Source organism: Natronococcus sp. CG52 (genome assembly GCF_023913515.1).
Classification (GTDB): domain Archaea; phylum Halobacteriota; class Halobacteria; order Halobacteriales; family Natrialbaceae; genus Natronococcus; species Natronococcus zhouii.
Genome location: NZ_CP099392.1, coordinates 105,350 through 123,783 on the forward strand (window position 1 = coordinate 105,350; position 18,434 = coordinate 123,783).

Sequence of the window (18,434 nt, forward strand, 5' to 3'; positions counted from 1 at the left end):
GAGTTCCGCTCAGTTCACGCGTTCGACCTCGTATCCCTCGTCTTCGATCGTCTCGATGATACCGCTCGCGTGACTGGCGCCGCTCGTCTCGACGAGAAAGACGAGATCGGCTTCGCCGACGGACAACGAATCGTCCGCTCGGTAGTGGTGGACGGTCCTGATGTTCGCTCCGCGCTCGCCGATACAGGTCGAGAGGTGGGCCATCTTCCGGGTTCGTCGTCGATGCGAACGCGTAGACGAATGAGCTGGCTTCGTGAGGTGAGCTCGTGGGTCAACAGCGTCTGTAACATCGACATATCCAGGTTTCCACCCGACAGGACCGGAACTACGGTTTCGCCCGTCACGTCGAGACGATCGCTCAGTAGCCCGGCGACCGGCGCCGCGCCGGCACCCTCGACGAGCTGCTTCGCGCGCTCGAGAAGGATCACGACGCCGCTGGCGATTTCCGCGTCCGAAACGGTGACGACCTCGTCGACGTGCGCTTCGATGAGCTCGAGCGTGAGCGACGACGTTGCCCCGGTCGCGATCCCGTCGGCGATCGTGTTCGGTTCGTCGAGGACGAGCGGTTCGCCCTTGTCCAGACTCTCCGGAACCGTTGCGGCGGATTCCGCCTGTACGCCGACGATTCGGATCCCCGGCGCGTGCTCCGCGAGGGCGGCACCGATGCCGCCGACGAGTCCACCGCCGCCGATCGGGACGACGATCGTATCGACGTCGGAAACGTCTTCGACGATCTCGAGCGCGACGGTCCCCTGCCCGGCGATAATATCGGGATCGTCGAACGCGTGGATGAACGCAGTTCCATCGCGATCCGCGAGCGTTCGCGCGTGGTCGACCGCCGCACCGAAGTCTAATCCCTCGAGCACGACGTTCGCGCCGAATCCATCGGTCGCCTCGATCTTCGACTGCGGCGCGGTCGTCGGCATGACGATCGTCGCCGGAATTCCCGTTTTCATCGCGGCCAGAGCAACCCCTTGCGCGTGATTCCCCGCACTCGCGGCGACGAACTCGTTGATGTCGTCGCGTTCGGAGAGTGCGAGCAGTTTTCGATACGCACCCCGCGTTTTGAACGAACCGGTGCGTTGCAGGTGTTCCATCTTGAGATGAATCTGTCCGCCGGTCATCTCGCTGAGCGTCCGGCTGTACTCGACCGGGTTTGCTGCACGATATCCGGATCGTCGAACTGGCGGGCGGCTTCGTCGATATCGCTCCCTGTGATCCGCGGCATCCGTTCGCAGTACACGTCCGCCAGAGAGTATTAATGTATGGTGTGTCGCTCGGACTCTCATCGTTCCAATCAAGGTTATTACAATTTCCGCAGAAATTAAGAGCGGTCGAAGAGTGTGCGCGTGTATGACAATCAGCGTCCGATCCGTCGATCAGTACGTCCTAGACATGGAGTTGCGAATGCCGTTTCACTTCGGGAATACGACCCTCACCGAGCTCCCACACCTGTTCATCCGTGTCGAGTGTGGCGGGGAGCTGGCGGGACAGGAGGGTGTCGCGGCCGAAGGGCTCTCGCCGCTGTGGTTCCTCAAGGAGCCGGGCGTCACGTTCGCGGACGGTCTCGACCGGATGCTCGAGGTCATCGACGAGGCGACCGCGCGCGCCGAGGAGATCGACGCCGACACGGTGTTCGACTTCTGGCAGACGCTCTACGAACGACAGCGCGAGTGGGCCGCCGGGACGGAACATCCGCCGCTGCTCTGGTCGTTCGGCGTGAGCCTCGTCGAGCGCGCGGTGATCGACGCGTTCTGTCGAGCCAGAGGGACGACGTTCGATCGGGCGGTCCGCCGGAACGCCTTCGGAATCGATCTCGGCGAGATCTATCCGGAGTTATCGGGTACCGAACCCGCGGACTACCTGCCGGCCGAACCCCGGCGCACGACGGCGATTCGGCATACCGTCGGCTTCACCGATCCCGTGACCGAGGCCGACCTCGACGCCGAGAGCCGGCTCGACGACGGACTGCCCCAGACGCTCGACGAGTACGTCGCGGAGCAGGGCGTCTCCTTCCTCAAGATCAAACTCAGCGGCGACGTCGAGCGCGACGCGAACCGGTTGGCGCGACTGGCCGACGAACTCGAGGAGATAACGGACGAGTACGCCGTGACGCTCGACGCGAACGAACAGTACGGTGACGCCGAATCGTTCAGAGCGGACTGGAATCGGTTGACGGACTCGTCGGCGACCGATGCGCTGCTCGATCGGTTACGCTACGTCGAACAGCCGCTCGCCCGCGGCGACGCCCTCACCGACGCCACTCGGGAGACGTTTACAGAGTGGGACGCTCGCCCGCCGATGATCATCGACGAGTCGGACGGCGAACTCCGGAGTCTCGCGCGGGCGCTCGAGTGTGGTTACGTCGGAACGAGCCACAAGAACTGCAAGGGCGCGTTCAAGGGCATCGCGAACGCGTGTCTGATCGAACACCGCCGGCGCGAGGATCCGGGCGGCGAGTACGTCATTAGCGGCGAGGATCTCTCGACCGTCGGTCCGGTTTCGCTGTTGCAGGACCTCGCCGTGATGGCGACGATGGGGAACCGACACGTCGAACGGAACGGCCACCACTACTTCCGTGGCGTGGCGATGCTCCCCGACGAGCTCCAGGACGAACTCCTCGCGACTCACGGCGACCTGTACCGCCAGCACCAGCGGGGATTCCCCACGCTCGACGTCGACGACGGCTGGATTTCGCTCGAGACGGTCGTCGACGCACCGTTCGGCTACGCCGTCGATCTCGACCTCGAGCAGTTCGCGCCGCGATCCGAGTGGGAATTCACGCCGTCGGACCCCTGACTCGCGAGACGGTACTGTTTTAGAGGAGAAAACAGCGCCTTCGTTGCGAGCGCTCGCGTGGATGACCGCCTTTCTGACCAGAGACAGAGATTAAATTACAGGAAGAGGCGGAGACGAGGTTCCGACGAGCGACAGATACCGAACTTCGTTTGTCCGAGCGAGACGGATCGCTATCGAGGTGACGAGATGCTGACTGGTTGGCTGTTTGGTATACCCAAACGCTTAATCTGGTGTGTCTTATCATACCTGGATAACGAATGAACGCAGCAAAAAATCCCATACAAGCGGTCCAACGGACGCTCGAGATCGTCGGCGTGCTCAGAGACCAGCGGGAGGCTCGAGTGACCGATATCGCCGACGAACTGGGCCTCTCGAAGGGAACGATTCACTGCCACCTGGCGACGCTCGAACAGAACGGGTACGTCGTCAAAAACGGGCAGCGATACGCGCTCGGACTCCGATTTATCGATCTCGCCCACCACGCGAAAAACCGCGTCGACATCTACGATATTACGCGAGCGGAGGTCGATACCCTCGCAGCCGAATCGGGCGAGATGTCGCTGTTCACCGTCGAAGAACACGGAGAAGGTGTCTGTCTCTACAAGGCCGAAGGCGAAGACGCCGTCCAGACGGAGCTGTACGTGGGCTACCGAAACGGACTGTATCACACCGCCGTCGGGAAAGCGCTCCTCGCGTTTATGCCCGAGGAGCGTCGGGAAGAGATCATTCAACAAACCGACCTCGAGCAGATCACGCCGAACACGATCACGGATCCGGACGAACTCCGGGAGGAACTGGCCGAAATTCGCGAGCGCGGTATCGCGTACAACCACGAGGAGACGATTCAGGGACTCGTCGGCATCGGCGCGCCGATTCGAGATCAGGACGGGACGCTCTACGGAGCCGTTTCGCTCATCGGTCCGGTGAGTCGGATGGAGGACGAACGACTCACGGAAGAGTTACCGGAACTGATCCGCCGAGCGGTCAATATCATCGAGGTGAACATCACCTCGCTGTAGTCGATTCATCGGAGCTCTCTGTAGTCTATTTTGCCACGGCTCGTCTCGCCGTGGCTCGATCGCTCACTCGAGATACGCCACCGACGTCGTATGGAGCGGCGTAAATCCTTCCGCGAACGGGGTTCCGGATCGTTGGCCGAGTGATCGTGCCCTGGCGCGCACGTTCTCGAGAAGGTCGTCGAATTCGCCGTCGATTCCGCCGTGGTTGTCCAGCCACGCTACCTGCGACTCGTGTTTCGCGACAGCCCGCAGTTTCCGTTTGATCTGCTCGGACACGTCCACGAACGTCTCCGGTTCGAACGACGATGTCGGCTTGCCGAAGTAGTAGACGTTCGACGGATCACACGGCGACGAGGACGTTTCGACGAGCGGCAACGACGTCATGTAGTACGCGTCCGTCACCAACCTCGACGTAGCGCGGTGGTCCGGGTGCATGTCATCCCGATAGTGAGTTAGAATCAGTTCGGGAGCGTGTCTGCGAATCGTCTCGACCAGTTCCAGCCGATTCTCCATCGAGTACGCGACTCGCCCGTCGCGAAAGTCGAGGAACTCGACTGCGGCGCCGAGCTCTTCGGCCGATCGGCGTGCTTCCTCCTCTCGGACAGCAGCGATTTCCGCTTCGGCACCGTTCGCCGTCCCGAGTTCGCCACGAGTCATGTGAACGATCGTGACGTCGTCACCACGATCGGCGTGCTTGGCGAGCGTTCCACCACAAAAGATGTCGGCGTCGTCCGGATGTGCAACTATCGCTACGATGGACATGAGGAAGGCGAATCACTACGTTAATAAAATACTTTCGGCGACCGTAGTGCCTGAGAGAAGGATTTAATAATATAAAACGAGAACGGGTAACGAATACCACAGTGTAACAGTCGAAAGATCGATTGTGGGAAGAATTACGGTAGTACGTTCGTAATTTTATCAGTGACACGAACGTTATCCCGTCTACTATCCTTGAATATCGACTAAAGTGTCATTACACCATATGTGATGAGGAATGATCTCCGATCCGTGTTACACACCCGATCGGTAACCACCACAATCAATGGTCAGATATTGGTCAATACGAAGACCTCTCGACTCGAGAAGCGTTCAAGGCGTGAGAAATCGATGTTTTCAGAGTTACTGTGAGCTCGCCCGGAGAGACTCGATTTCAAATTGATTTCGAGGGGAAGGAATTTTGAGATGAGACACACACACCGGGTTTCCGGTGAAACGGAACGAGTAGAGGGCGGACGAGGGGTTCGTCGATGTTCATCTGGTGTTCTCGATCGATCTCGAGACGACCGACCGCCGGGAGAACAAGTCACCATCTCACGAGCCCCGTAGGAAACGAACACTATCAAACTCACACCGGATTTCCGGTGAAAGATCGTTCTTTCTATCCGCTTCCTACCCATACCCATAGAAAGAATCACAGTAAGAATCCAGAAGCAGACATCACTACAGATAGGGGCCGAGTCCATAGAGCTCCAAGATCTATAGGTAGTAGCTCCATAGACGGTTCCCATAAATATATAGGTAGTTTTATTACCCTCCAGAGAGTAAAGTCCATTGAGTTAATCACATATATTAGAGAGTGACGAAATGTCACGTTAGTACTTTCGTGTTTCCAGGTGATTCGCACCCGAGATCTCTCGTCTCTCTATTTTAGAACTCGTTTGTGTCGGGCGCGCACTGCACTAACACGATCATTGACAGGCACCTCCCCGCTTTCGAACCCCCGTTTCTCCTGCAGCACAATCGCCCTCACATCCTATTTCACCGGAAATCCGGTGTGTGTGTGTGTGCCGCCGAAACTCTCAAGTCAATTCACCGGAAACACGGTGCCTGAGTAAATGCCCACATCCGACGATCTCTTTATTCGAGAGGATCCGATTTTCATCAACAAGGAGCTTCTCGAGATCAGCCATCTCCCGGACGAGGGGCGGATTGTTGGTCGAGACGAAGAGATTAGCCAACTTGCTAACGCAGTCAATCCCGCAATCTTCGGACAGAGTCCGAGCAACGTGCTCATTTACGGAAAAACCGGGACTGGAAAATCTCTCTGCGCGAAGTACGTTTCCAGACGACTCGTCGAGACTGCCGAAGAAGAAGGGATCACAGCCGTCTTCGCCTACGTCGACTGCGCTCAGGATACCACCGAAACGCAGGCCGTCCAGACGATCGCGAGCTCCGTCAATATCGATTCGACGGATATCTACATTCCCGACAAGGGTATTAGTACGGCGACCTACTACAAACGACTCTGGCGGCTGCTCAACCAGGAGTATGATGTTGCACTGATCATCCTCGACGAGATCGACAAACTCGAGGACGACGCGATCCTGATGCAACTCTCTCGTGCTGGCGAGGCGGGGAAAGTAACGGATTGCAAGATCGGGGTTATGGGGATCAGTAACAAGATCAAGTACAAAGACCGGATGGACGAACGGGTCAAGTCCAGTCTGTGCGAACGGGAGTTCGTCTTTCCGCCGTACAATGCGAGCCAACTCAACGAAATTATGGTCGCACGGAGTGACGCGTTTCGGGACGGCGTTCTCGAGGACGCAGTCATTCCGCGGGCGGCAGCGCTTGCCGCTCGCGAGCACGGTGATGCCCGTAAAGCGATCGATATTCTCCGGTATGCCGGCGAGATCGCGCAAGCGAAGGACGTTGACATCGTCCGGGAGAAGTTTGTCGTCCAGGCCCGCGAACGTGCGGAGGTCGACCGATTCCGTGAACTTATCCGCGGTTCGACGCCCCACTCCCGGTACGTCCTGCAGGCGTTGACCGTGCTCTCTCTCGATCACCAGCGCGACGGTGGTTCCGTAGAGCACCACGGGTTCCGAACGACCCGAATCTACGACGTCTACGAACAGATCTGTCGGCAGGAAGGAACCGATGCACTCTCACTCCGCCGCGTTCGGGATCTGCTAAAGGAACACGCCTTTCTCGACATTCTCGAACAGACACGCCACAGTGGCGGGAGTGCCGAAGGGAGCTATACCGAACACACGCTCCTCGAGAACCCTGAAGTTGTCAAAGACGTGCTCGAAGATACGGTCGAGTAATTTCTATCCCTGCGGCGTCTCGAATTCACCGGAAACGTAGTGTGTTTTGTAATACCGCTTTCCCTTTCACCGGAAACCCAGTGTGCTCGCAACAGACTCTTATTTCACCGGAAACCCGGTGTGTTCGCTATCGGGGAAGGGCAGCCATGACGACGGGAACTGTTAGTCGGAAATTTTCATTCTCGCTCTCCGATCGTCTCTCCATCCGTTTGTCCCTGGTTTGATCCGGTTCGGAAAGCTTGTCGGCCTATTGTGCCGGCTTCAGACGGCGGTTGCAATCCTGCTGTTCACCGGAAACCCGGTGTGGATGACAGTAATCAGAAGAACTGGAGACACCGGGTTTCCGGTGAAACGGGATCTCTGAATCTTGTTATCCATTAACAATAAACGTTGGCATGAGACTCATATTCACCGGAAACTCGGTGTGTGAACAGGCGATCGTACTTCTTCACGTAACCGCCAGACGAGCGACAATACTCGCGGAATTGGGGTCGGGGAAATGAGCGCTCGGATTCGTGAGCAGTGATTACGTGGCAATCGTAAATAGTAGCCACTGACAGTCAGTGCACACCCGATCGCACTGTCCGCGGTTCTCGCTTGCTTGGCTCGCTCCGAACCGCGCTCCTGTCGTGCGGTCGGTGTGGAAACCGTTAGTTGGTATTATAGCGACGGACAGACACACTATATCGCAGAAACGGACGGAGGCGCGAGCAGCGAGATCGAATCAGCCGGATTCGAGATCCTCTCACCGGTCGTCGATGGTACTGTCGTTCTCGTGAAGGGACCCGAGGGTGCGGCCGACGAACTCAGCAACGTGCGCGGCGTATCTACGGTAGTTTCCGACTTTGTGGTCGAACTCGAGGGCCCGAACGTCTCCTCGAAAGCTGTCGACACCGAAATCGACGATGTCGTCGATGACGGGGTATACGACGGGTATCTCCGGAACGAACAGGTCCAGCAGGGCCGTGAGGCCCACGAGTACGCGACCGGTGCGGGACAGACGGTCGCCGTTATCGACACCGGTGTCGACGACACGCACCCCGATATCGATGTCGATATCGAACGCAGCACGACGATCATCGACGGTCAACCGGACGAGCACATCGGCGATTCCGGATATCACGGGACGCACGTACATGCAATTGCCACGGGATGCCGACGTTGGGGCGTACCGCCGACTGTTCGAACCAGTTGCTAACAGCGTAGCGCGCGACGGAACGGTACTGGTTGGATCGGGTGGCAACGACGAAACCGATCTCAATGGCGGCTGGCTGCGTCTCTGGAACGGTCTCGACGGCGTAATGGGCGTAAGTGCTCTGACGCACGGGGCGAACTGTCCTACTACTCCAACTACGGTACCAGCGACATCGATGTTGGTGCGCCTGGCGGCGACTACGAAACACAGGAGAAGACGTTCACCGAGGACTTCGACGAAGTCGCACGTCCCTGGCCGCTCAACGCGATTTTCTCGACCGTTCCCGGGGAAGATTCTCTCTCCGACCCCTACGTGAATACGACGATCGATGGGGACGCGTACGGGTGGCTGATGGGTACCTCGATGGCGGCCCCGCAGGTAGCGGGTCTCGCTGCACTCGTCCGGGAACTCGAGCCGGATTTCAGCGCCCGGTACGTTGAGAACGCGATTAAACGGGGGGCGGAGGGGGGAGATGGACAGAGCGACGACGAACTCGGCGCGGGGCGCACGAACGCGCTGGATGTTGTCGAATCCCTCGATTAGCTCCTTCTCGAGGAACCTACTAATTGCTCGCCGCCGCTGCCGGTCGTCGTTTCGTCACCGACGTCGCGACTTCGAGCGTCGACACGAACCGGCTTCTCACTCGGTACTTGTAACCCCAGTAAGTTCGCTTTGATTTCTCCCTGCCTCGAGTGACTGCGCTACGCGCCGAAGCTACCTATCGGACAGTTCGTCTACTATCTGGGTTACTCAGAGTGGAACGTCTCGGTGAGGTGTGTTCGTAACCTACAATAGGTGCAATAGTTACCTCGCCTAATCCGTCTACCCTATCTATCCAATATATTATCCCTATTGCACCTATTATCCCTATTGCACCTTTCGGAGCTATACCAGCTACTGTAGCTGCCTGCGGTAGAATTATATGCCTCTCGTTGGATGTGTGTACTGTCCGCTGAAACAGACGTTCGTGGTACAATAGGTACCTATCGAAATTTGAAGCGGGTGGAGTCACACAACATGACAACAACAGACGAGCCCCGCGCCGTGAGCGTGGTCATCCTGAAAGGTGGTGTCGGCAAGTCAACGACCTCGATGAATCTCGCGCGCCAGCTCGCCGAGCGTGGTCCGACGCTGTTCGCGGACCTGGATCCGAACGGTCACGCGACGAACGGCCTCGGATTCACGGACGCATACCGGAGTGAGACGAATCTCGGTGACGTCATCCTCGACGGAAACGCGACACCGAAGGACATCATTCGGCAGACCGAGTACGGCTTCGATCTGCTGCCGTCGTCGAACACGCTCGAGGACGTCGAAAAGGACCTCGCCGGCGCGATGCAGGGATCGGCCCGCGTCAAGTCCAACATCGTCGACCCGCTGCTCGGCTCCGCGTACGAGTACATGGTCTTCGACTGCCCGGCCTATCCAGGGATGCTCAACAACAACGCCCTGGTCGCGACGGGCAACGTGATGATCCCGATCGAACCCGGGTCGAGCGCGATCGGTGGGTACAAGCGAACGATGGAGCGGTTGATCGAACCGGCCCGTGAGTACATCGACGTCGACGTCCTCGCCATCGTACCCAACAAACTCGAGGATCGAATCGATCAACGGACCGAAGATCGGGAACTGCTCGAGAACCTGAACACGGCGAGTTACGAGGTGAACCCCGGCCAACCGCTTCCCGAGGTCGTACCGGCGTTCGCTCGCATTACGGCCGAGGAGTTCGAGCAGATCGACGAGGGTGAAATCAGACCGCCGAAGCCCGGCATTCGGCACCGTGCAGCGCTCTCTCGGTCGCTCAGCGCAGAACAGCCACTCCAGGACTACGATCCGGAGTGCGATCAGATCGAGTACTACGAGGAACTCGCGGCGATCGTCGCGAACGGAGGAGTCGAACGATGAGCAATCCGTTCGACGACCTGAAAGCCGAGAGCGGCGAGGACGGAGAGGGTGAGGTAGACGGAGAGGATAGAACGGTCGGGGTCGAGGCCGAGACCGACGAAGCGGAGCCCAGTTCCAGTTCGGATGCGCTCGAACCCGACGTAACGCAGGAAGCGCCGACCTCGAGCCCGGATTCGAAGTCGAAATCGGGGGCCGCTGTCGAACAGGAGTCGCGCGAGTCGACGCCGCCGGCGGATTCTGGTCCGGCCTTCGAGTACTCGACGGTGCGTCAGCGCCCGCTGTACGCCCGTTCCGAAACGTGGGACGATTTCGAAAAAACGCTTCGAACGTCGATCACTCCGACGCTGGCCGAAGAGGATGTCGTCGACGAGGAAACCCGCGAGATACACGACGCAGTGCTTCGACTCGCAGCCTCCGAACCGGAACGAGTTGCGGAACTGGTGCTCGAGGCTCGCCGTCAGCCGGAGTGATTCGACGGGGCTGCGATAACTCTCGTTACGGCACGCGACTCTTTGTCGTAACCCGAAGGAAATTCGATCGAGCGAACAGTTGGGCAAACTGTGCGGTTCGCAGACCGCACTTTCACGGACGTTCTCGCTCGCGAACAGCACGACAGAGCCGTACGAAGGAGCCGAGACAGCTATCCGGCTTTTGTGAGAGGGGTGACCGGATCGTTTACGGAGGAAAGCTCCTGTAAACCGGTATCATATGCCGATTACCATATGCAACAGGGGTGGCCACGTTAGACGTGACTGGGAAACGGGAGCGTATGCACAATCAACGCGTCCTCGTGATAGGCGGTGCTGGATTCATCGGTTCAAATCTTCCAAACGAACTGGTAAACGGCAATCAGGTTTACGGTCGACAACTGCTATCTAGGTACCCCAGAGCGCCTCTCGTCGGCCGGCGAATTCGTCGAATCCAGCGTGCTCGATTCGGATTTTCCATCGGACGTTGACGTTGTCTTCCACATTGCCGCGCTTTCGTTGTACGCTACGCACGAAGCGAATGTACGGCGGGGCGTGCGGGTCAACGTCGAGGGATTGGCTAACGTCGTCGAGACGGTCCGAAACAGCGACTGCGATACAGTCGTGTGGGCCATCGACCTCCTCGACTTCCGGGGGTGAGACCGAACCGCCGTCGGAAGAGATGCCCGTGGAGGTGAAGACGGGGACGAAGCGTCGGAACTCGCACGTGAACGCTACGGTGAGTACGCGAACATCGTTTCACAGTTCGTCGAGGGATCGTGATCGATCTCCGGAACTGTCTGGCGACGGCACACAGACGCGCGACTTCACCCGCGTCACGGATATCGTTCGCGGCTTCGAGATGACCGCGGACTACGGTTTCGGCGGCATCTACAACCTGCCGCGAATTCGATTTCGGAAGACGTCTGCGTCGAGGACGCCTGTGCGGACACCTCGAGGATTCGAGAGGCGACGGACTGGGAACCCGAAATCGAGATCCGCGACGGGATACGACGGGTTTGTGCGCCGTACATCGACTGACGTTTCCGTTTAACGCCTGGTTTGATTGTTAACCGGTGCAGGAAAATTGGTCGTCGATACGGGTTCTCCACGAGGAACGATTCGGTATACACACACTAATTGAAATGTTGTAGTATAGGGTATAACGTATTTTACCTGATATAACGGTCGCGTAGGCGATTGGAACGATATTATCTCTTTTAGGGGCTACCGTCGTCTGGGTCGGTGTTAGGCCTAAATATGCTGACTCCCACTCAGACTGGGCGCGGACGTTCACGGTAACAGAGCAGCGGAACTCGGCAGTCGAACCGACAACGGGCGATCTCGGGGAAATACCATGAGTGACCAACGCCGGAACGCGTGGAAAACGGAACGCCGACATGAACGCCACGGCGAGACGGTAGCTGGTGTCGTCATGACGGCAACGGACGAGTCGCTCGAAGAGATCAATCGTATACACCGCGCGAAAGGGCAGGGATACGACGTTCTCGTCGCGCTCTCGATCGATCGATCTCCAGAACTGGCGAGAGTCGCTCGAACTATCGGTGCACAGGTGGTCGACCTGGATTGCGATATTCGACTCGCCGATGACGCGCTCCGGGAGTTGCTCGCGTTCGTTGCCGGACAGAAAGGATACTCACAAATCGTATTTCCCGATTACGATGGCACGCTCAGCGAGTCGATCGATTGTACCGACGCGATTACCTTGCCGAACGCCACGACGATCGAACAAAACCGATCGGTTGAGGAGTCGTCGGAAGAAATCATCGCCATCCCTGCTTACAACGAAGCAGGAGAGATCGCAACAGTCGTCGAAGAGGCAAGCGCCTACGCCGACCGTGTACTCGTGATCGACGACGGAAGCGACGACGAAACGGCGTCTCGAGCACGCGAGGTCGGCGCAACGGTCATCGAACACGATTACAACCAGGGATACGGGGCAGCGATCAAGACGGCATTCGGCGAGGCGGCTCGTCGCGGAGCGACCTCTCTCGTTACGATCGACGGCGACGGACAGCACGATCCGTCGGATATTCCGGCGTTGCGGGAGGTACTTGAAACCCGTAACGTAGACGTCGTAATCGGTAGTCGGTTTGTCTATGGAGCGAACACGGACATCTCACTGGTTCGTCGGTTCGGTGTCTGGGCGGTTAACCTCTTGACGAACGTGAGTCTCGGCTACGTTCGACCGCGCGATCGCATCACGGACACACAGAGCGGATTTCGAGCTTACAGCGGCCGAGCGATCCGTTCGCTCAGTGAGGATCATAACCTCGAGACCCAGATGGGCGCGAGTACCGATATTCTTTATCACGCACGGAAGTTCGGCTACGATATCGAAGAGGTCGCCACCACTATCTCCTACAATGTGGAGAACCCGAGCAGCCAGAACGCGTTTACCCACGGCACGACACTCGTCGCGAACATTGCGAAAACGGCGATGTACCAGCACCCACTTCTTAGCCTCGGTGCACCGGGGTTCGTGAGTGTGCTGGTCGGACTCTGGTTCGGGATCTTGCTCGTATCGAATTATCTCGAGATGGAGACGACGTGGACGACGGTGCTGCTTTTCGCGGCGGTCTGTAGTTGGTTCGGTCTTGTTGCCGCTCTCACGGCCGCGCTCATCGTCGTGCTCAAGATACACGGTGATCCGGTAGAATGAATCTCGAGAGACCGCATATCTGGTGCGATCCGTCCATCGAGTGAATGAACTAACGAAACGACTTCGATAATATCCCTCGGGTAGTGACTACTCGGTAACTCATTCAGTACCGACCATCCCCCGATATTATCCCCCGAATTGAAAAGGCCCGCTAACAGAGTGGGGCCTTTACTTCCCGACGACGGATTCGCCGTGCGCTACACACCTACGCTTCACGTTTCAAATAAGGAAATTAAATCTGCATAATACGTGCTACCGTTGACACTCTTCTATCGTCCAAATTTCTTTCCATCGATCGGGATACTGCTCTTGGAGTCGATAAATATCCTTCATTTTCACATACGCTACTATCAATTGGTAAAACTCTAAAAATGCAATGAAGAACCCCCGATATCCGTCGAGAGCGGCCTTACTGAGAACAAGCCGGTCCATGGCGACTGCGATCCCTCGCACGAAGAACCAACCGAACCCGTTACGCGTTCCGTTTTCTACGGTCTGAAGCGCCTCGAGAGCGCTGTACTGTTGAATTTTCTCTTCCATCTCGGACGCCCGCTCAAACCGGTAGTGATCGATACGATTTCGAAGCACTCTCGTTTGATCCGCGTAGTCGTTTTTAACCGATAGCCGTTCCCAAATATATTCCTGTTTGTAATACAACACGCCTTTCCTCGCGAGATACGGTCGCTTGACGTGATACTGATGAGTTCGAGCACCCAGCATGTACTCCTGTTTTTCCATATAAAATGCGACTACGCCCGGCGTTCCGAACGAATCGATGATCTCGTCTCTGAGCTCGGGAGGAACTTCCTCATCAGCGTCGAGAATGAACACCCAGTCGTTCGTGGCACTGGACACTGCCTCCATCTTGATCTGCGCAAAGCTCTGAAACTCCCGTTGATAGACGGTTGCTCCGTACTCTTCGCAGATGTCTCTTGTCCCATCCTGGCTGTTGCTATCGATGACAATAATCTCGTCTGTCCACTCGTGAACACTTTCTACACATCGCCGAATCGTTTCTGCGTTGTTTTTTGTCGTAATACAGACGGAGATCGGCAACGGTTCTATATTCTGGAGGGTTGTGAACGACGGAGCCGGTCTCGCTTTCTTTGAGAGTTCATCTGAGAGGTAGTCTAATACGTATTTATGAGCGTCTTTCATGGCTCGATTATCTTCAGTGTGGTACTATCTTCCCGAACGGAATTCAGCGGAATGCTCCGGTCGGTACTTTGACCGAACAGTTCGATTTTGGATTCTTCGACAAGCCATAGGACCACCTCTCAACTGGAAGGCTAATGAAAGGAGTTTATCATCACATGACCAGTACGAATTAGAGAAATACGATAGATCGTAGTAAAACGACTTCAGGGCTCCCCGTCGGCTACTGACTGTATAGTAGACGACTGGTGAGTCGTTCGATCGTAGTACCAGATAGATTTGTACAATTTTCTGGGTCGCTTATCAACGGTCACGTATCCAGATAACGATCCGAGAAGTGAACTACGTCAATACTTTTTGCCATCGTCTGTCCCCGTCAACTAACGATTTGAGCGCCTTGAGATCGTGTGTGCGCATGATCGATATCCGCGGTATCGAAAATGGTTGTCTGAAATTAACAATATCTGAGGCGACGACTGTAGTCGCCGTCTCGAATCCCGCTCTAGCCGCAACGGTTGTGAGATTACGGTCGAAGGCGCCAGAAGGGTACGCAAAACTGTGTGGTGGGTCACCGGTGATCTCTGCGAGGATTCTACGTGACTCGTCGAGTTCTGTCCGGGCCCGCGAATGTGAGACGGTCGTCAAATCGGGGTGAGTCATCGAGTGGGCGCCGATTTCCTGGTCTCGCCTCTGAAGGTCGACGACATCATCTCTTGTCATAACGTGCTCACCCTCGAAGTGCTCACCGAGTAATCCCGGTATGATATAATGGGTTGCGGTCACTTCGTAATCCTCTAGCACCGGAAGCGCGTATTCGACCGTCGACAAGAGCCCATCATCAAAGGTGATAACGGCGGGCCGTGGTGGAAGGGTACCGTTTCTCCAGCGCTCTATTGCCTGCGAAACCGAGAGTAAATCGAACGTTTGGGACAGCCATTCGACGTGACGACGAAACTGAGTCGGAGTGACGTCCCACGGTCTGGGATCTTCACTGACGCCGTGATACAGTACGATCGGACAGCGTACCCCCGCTGGACGGTACTGGCGTTTCAGACCCGTCCAGCGAAATATACGGTCGAGTACCCTGCGACCCCCCTCTCGAATAGCGATACGGTGCTCCTCGACTCGTTTCATCCATCTAGGGTTCTGTCCTACGTCTCTTAGTTAATCGACTCCATTTGGCACCTCCGGTCGACCGCAATCACTATATAAATTAACAAATATTAACGGCGACCGACGAACGAGGGCCGGAGAGTACGTCGTGACGATACTCAACGACTACGTGAAGCCGTAGATTCGAGTGCGCCATCTGATAGCAGTACTCAGTACTGAATTTCGATACTCGACCGAGATCAGCGAGAAGAGCACGAGGAAGAAGAATTTGGGAATGGAGTGTTGATTTACCTGCTGTATCATATATGTCCGGTTATGAACGGATATCAAGCAGATTAACGAAATAGTGGCAACAGTATCTAGGGAGCAGTTTCATATCAATGAGTTACTCGGAACCAGCGGTCTCCGTCGTTATCCCGTTCAGTCCAGAATATACGCCGACCGAGATGTTAGCAGACGCAAAACGATCCGCATCCAATCAGTCAGTTTCGACAGAGATTATCGTGGTGAACGATCGAGAACAGCAGGGTCCCGGAGCAGCCCGAAACATCGGACTCGAGCGAACGAAAAACCGGTACGTTGCGTTTCTCGACGCGGACGATCTCTGGGCCGAAGACAAGTTGTCGCGCCAGTTAACCCGGATGCAAGCAACCGGCGCAGGACTCTGTCTCGACGCCCCCCAGATGACGCGGGACGATTTCGTCTACGAACTCTTCGTCGGCGGACTCAACGAGATTATGTCCTCCGTTGTTATCGACACCGAACAAGTCGATACGAGGTTCGAAGAACGACTCGATCGGTGGGAAGATCACCTCTTCGCGCTTGAGGCGTCGTCTGCCGGAGTCTGTTTCACGCAGGATACGTTTAGAGTGAGATACCACGATACTAGTCTGTCCACGAGAAATAACGATCCGTCTGCTTATCTTCGAAACGGAAAGCTCTATGTTTCTTTCGTCTTCGAGCGTATCCCTGAAGCGAAACCGTTTCTGTACATATTTTATAAACACATGTACTTTCTTACAGGGTTTTATCATCACCAGCGTGGTGATTACCGCAGGGCGATCACGTACTTTTGGCGATCGCTCCAGATCGGGATCTCTCCGTATCCAATAGTCGGGTTGGTCGGAAGTACGATGTTTCTACTGGGGTCAGTCGTATCTAACGTACTCAGGGAGCCCATTACGCAGATTCGACACCGTAGGTGATTCAATCCAAGTGAGTTATATGTTCCTTGATTATCTTAGTTCCCTACTATTTGATTGGCGACTTCGCTTGTTCACTCTTCTCACTTCGTTGATGGAAGGTCCGCTGGCGATCTCGTGGTTACGCTGAGGTGACTAACGGAGAACGACGAGACTGGTGTCCTCAGTTGAGACCGGTGTTTGATTGATCCAGGAGGGACTGTACTCTTGTTACCAACAATCTTCTACGGAAGAAGTGGGATAGTTATCGAGACCGCGAACAGTACGTTTCCGGAGGGCCGGCTGGTCGTATACGAGCGAGTCCCAAGAGACGCCTAGAGACTAATATTCTTCCGAATTGACGGACCAACCCATTTCGTTGCTCGTTTTGGCAGTCTCTGCCACGCGTTCGAGAGATAATCGTACTTCTCGTCGTCTGGATTCGGCAGAGTAACCGTACCGTTTGGGAAGTAGTGGTAATCGTCAAACCAGACCTTCTCACCCCCCCAACTTTTCTTGAAAGAATAAACCCCGGTCCCCTCTCGTGTTCGACCGAGTGAATAGCTCGAGTATCCCTCAAGAGTGGCCTGCTCGATCGAATTCCACAGGAGTAGGCTCCCTCCCTGGAGATCACGGAACTCGTGATCGGAAACAGAACTCCAGTGGAAACAGGTATCTTCGGAAAAGAGCACGATCTGCCCGTTGATGAGCGACCCGTTGTATTCGACGAGATCAACGTCGATAGTGTCTCCCAAATCCTCCCACAGCCGCTCAAAAAAGCCGAACGAGTGCGGCGGCGTTCCGAACTGCTGCATATTGTCCAGATAGAGGTCGTAGTACCGACGTAGATCGTCGACCGACGTCGCTGTACGTACGGTAAGGTCGTTCTCCCTTGCGGTCCGGATATGTCCTCGACGAGAACTGTCCAGTGCACTCCAAGCACTGTCGGGATCATCGTCTTCGAGCGGGATTTCAAACGTGACGAACCGGTGCTTTCGTGTGAATTCGGGCGTAGTAGCAGTATCTAGATCTCGGCCACGGAGACTGACGAACTCCACGCTCAATTCATCCGACATCTCCCGCACACTTTCGAGCAAGTGGGTCGTCGTCTCCGCTGGCGCCTCAGCGGCCAGTACAATTGATCCGTACTCGCTGTACGGCATCGAGACGAGTTTATCTCCAAATATTTGACTTTTCATGTAGACGAGTGGAATTACACCGAAGAGTTCGCTACTCTCAGTCGCACCGAGATACGCGGTTTCGTGACCGTAGTGCTCACATAACTGGCCCCACTCCCACAGATCGAATACCGGGCCCGAGTGACGGGTAACAAATTGGTTCCACCGATCCGGCTGTTCGATGTGTTCGACCTTCATGGCGATGGTTTCCGACAGTACCGGTGATATAGACGGCAGGTAGTTTATCGAGTAAACGCGGCCAATTCGACGCCAGTCAGATTGCACGATTTGACGGTATCTAGTAAATCGTTAGTTGGTACGGTATTCGGGAGAGCGGATCGTTCACGGTAAGCTGTAGTACCGTTCTCGGTGAAATCAGATTCATCACGGGGGCAATCGATAGGACGTAGAAATGAGAGAGCGAGCGTTCTGGAGTCCGATTCACCCATGACGGACGGTACCGAAACTGACGACTCGAGAGCGTTTGCGTCACGAGCGATCCGTGTCGTCGACGACATCGGGTCCGATGAAGCGACCGTACTCACGCGGCAAACCGTCACAACCGCGGTTTTCGCCCTGTTGATCGTTTACTGGGCGAGCGTTCTAGGAACGGCCTTCGACGTACACATCCCCGTCGTACAGGAGATCACTGGTGGAATACTTCTGACAGTCGTACCCGGCACATT

Annotated in this window: 13 protein-coding genes and 2 pseudogenes; 10 read left to right on the plus strand and 5 right to left on the minus strand. The window is 56.2% G+C overall.

Annotated elements, in window-relative coordinates:
* Nucleotides 1-9: 9 nt before the first annotated feature.
* Nucleotides 10-1,228, minus strand: a pseudogene (gene ilvA / locus NED97_RS20185) (threonine ammonia-lyase).
* Between the two features lie 125 nt (nucleotides 1,229-1,353).
* On the opposite strand from ilvA, the gene NED97_RS20190 reads away from it, so the two are divergent.
* Nucleotides 1,354-2,799: an enolase-like domain-containing protein gene (locus NED97_RS20190; RefSeq protein ID WP_252490880.1), complete on the plus strand. Its 1,446-nt coding sequence runs from the start codon at nucleotides 1,354-1,356 to the stop codon at nucleotides 2,797-2,799.
* A gap of 257 nt (nucleotides 2,800-3,056) precedes the next feature.
* Nucleotides 3,057-3,818, plus strand: coding sequence for an IclR family transcriptional regulator (locus NED97_RS20195; protein WP_252490881.1), 762 nt, complete (start codon nucleotides 3,057-3,059; stop codon nucleotides 3,816-3,818).
* A gap of 63 nt (nucleotides 3,819-3,881) precedes the next feature.
* Here NED97_RS20195 and NED97_RS20200 read toward each other — a convergent pair whose 3' ends face one another.
* The gene (locus NED97_RS20200; RefSeq protein WP_252490882.1) at nucleotides 3,882-4,580 is read right to left on the minus strand and encodes a PIG-L deacetylase family protein; all 699 of its coding nucleotides are present in this window, start codon (nucleotides 4,578-4,580) and stop codon (nucleotides 3,882-3,884) included.
* 1,076 nt (nucleotides 4,581-5,656) lie between these two features.
* Between NED97_RS20200 and NED97_RS20205 the strand changes: the two genes are divergently transcribed.
* From NED97_RS20205 to NED97_RS20235, 7 genes and pseudogenes are all read left to right on the plus strand, one after another.
* Nucleotides 5,657-6,871 (plus strand): Cdc6/Cdc18 family protein, encoded by a 1,215-nt coding sequence (locus NED97_RS20205; RefSeq protein ID WP_252490883.1) that lies wholly within the window; start codon nucleotides 5,657-5,659, stop codon nucleotides 6,869-6,871.
* A 640-nt stretch (nucleotides 6,872-7,511) separates the two neighbouring features.
* Nucleotides 7,512-8,069, plus strand: coding sequence for a S8 family serine peptidase (locus tag NED97_RS20210; RefSeq protein WP_252490884.1), 558 nt, complete (start codon nucleotides 7,512-7,514; stop codon nucleotides 8,067-8,069).
* Nucleotides 8,070-8,204: 135 nt separating this feature from the next.
* Nucleotides 8,205-8,609, plus strand: coding sequence for a S8 family serine peptidase (locus tag NED97_RS20215; protein ID WP_455429879.1), 405 nt, complete (start codon nucleotides 8,205-8,207; stop codon nucleotides 8,607-8,609).
* Between the two features lie 474 nt (nucleotides 8,610-9,083).
* On the plus strand, nucleotides 9,084-9,971 hold the full coding sequence (locus tag NED97_RS20220; protein WP_252490885.1) for a ParA family protein: 888 nt from the start codon (nucleotides 9,084-9,086) through the stop codon (nucleotides 9,969-9,971).
* The gene (locus NED97_RS20225) at nucleotides 9,968-10,441 is read left to right on the plus strand and encodes a hypothetical protein (protein ID WP_252490886.1); all 474 of its coding nucleotides are present in this window, start codon (nucleotides 9,968-9,970) and stop codon (nucleotides 10,439-10,441) included. Before NED97_RS20220 ends, NED97_RS20225 begins: the two co-directional genes overlap by 4 nt.
* 299 nt (nucleotides 10,442-10,740) lie before the next feature.
* Nucleotides 10,741-11,479: pseudogene (locus NED97_RS20230) on the plus strand (NAD-dependent epimerase/dehydratase family protein).
* A 316-nt stretch (nucleotides 11,480-11,795) separates the two neighbouring features.
* On the plus strand, nucleotides 11,796-13,121 hold the full coding sequence (locus tag NED97_RS20235; protein WP_252490887.1) for a glycosyltransferase family 2 protein: 1,326 nt from the start codon (nucleotides 11,796-11,798) through the stop codon (nucleotides 13,119-13,121).
* A 252-nt stretch (nucleotides 13,122-13,373) separates the two neighbouring features.
* On the opposite strand, the gene NED97_RS20240 is transcribed toward NED97_RS20235, so the two are convergent.
* Together NED97_RS20240 and NED97_RS20245 are read right to left on the minus strand one after the other, a co-directional pair.
* A complete protein-coding gene (locus NED97_RS20240) occupies nucleotides 13,374-14,279 on the minus strand; it encodes a glycosyltransferase family 2 protein (protein WP_252490888.1) in 906 nt (301 codons plus the stop codon).
* A gap of 339 nt (nucleotides 14,280-14,618) precedes the next feature.
* Nucleotides 14,619-15,410: a polysaccharide deacetylase family protein gene (locus tag NED97_RS20245; RefSeq protein ID WP_252490889.1), complete on the minus strand. Its 792-nt coding sequence runs from the start codon at nucleotides 15,408-15,410 to the stop codon at nucleotides 14,619-14,621.
* A 359-nt stretch (nucleotides 15,411-15,769) separates the two neighbouring features.
* Between NED97_RS20245 and NED97_RS20250 the strand changes: the two genes are divergently transcribed.
* Nucleotides 15,770-16,594, plus strand: coding sequence for a glycosyltransferase family 2 protein (locus NED97_RS20250; protein ID WP_252490890.1), 825 nt, complete (start codon nucleotides 15,770-15,772; stop codon nucleotides 16,592-16,594).
* Between the two features lie 311 nt (nucleotides 16,595-16,905).
* On the opposite strand, the gene NED97_RS20255 is transcribed toward NED97_RS20250, so the two are convergent.
* The gene (locus NED97_RS20255) at nucleotides 16,906-17,946 is read right to left on the minus strand and encodes a lipid II:glycine glycyltransferase FemX (RefSeq protein ID WP_252490891.1); all 1,041 of its coding nucleotides are present in this window, start codon (nucleotides 17,944-17,946) and stop codon (nucleotides 16,906-16,908) included.
* Nucleotides 17,947-18,434: the final 488 nt, after the last annotated feature.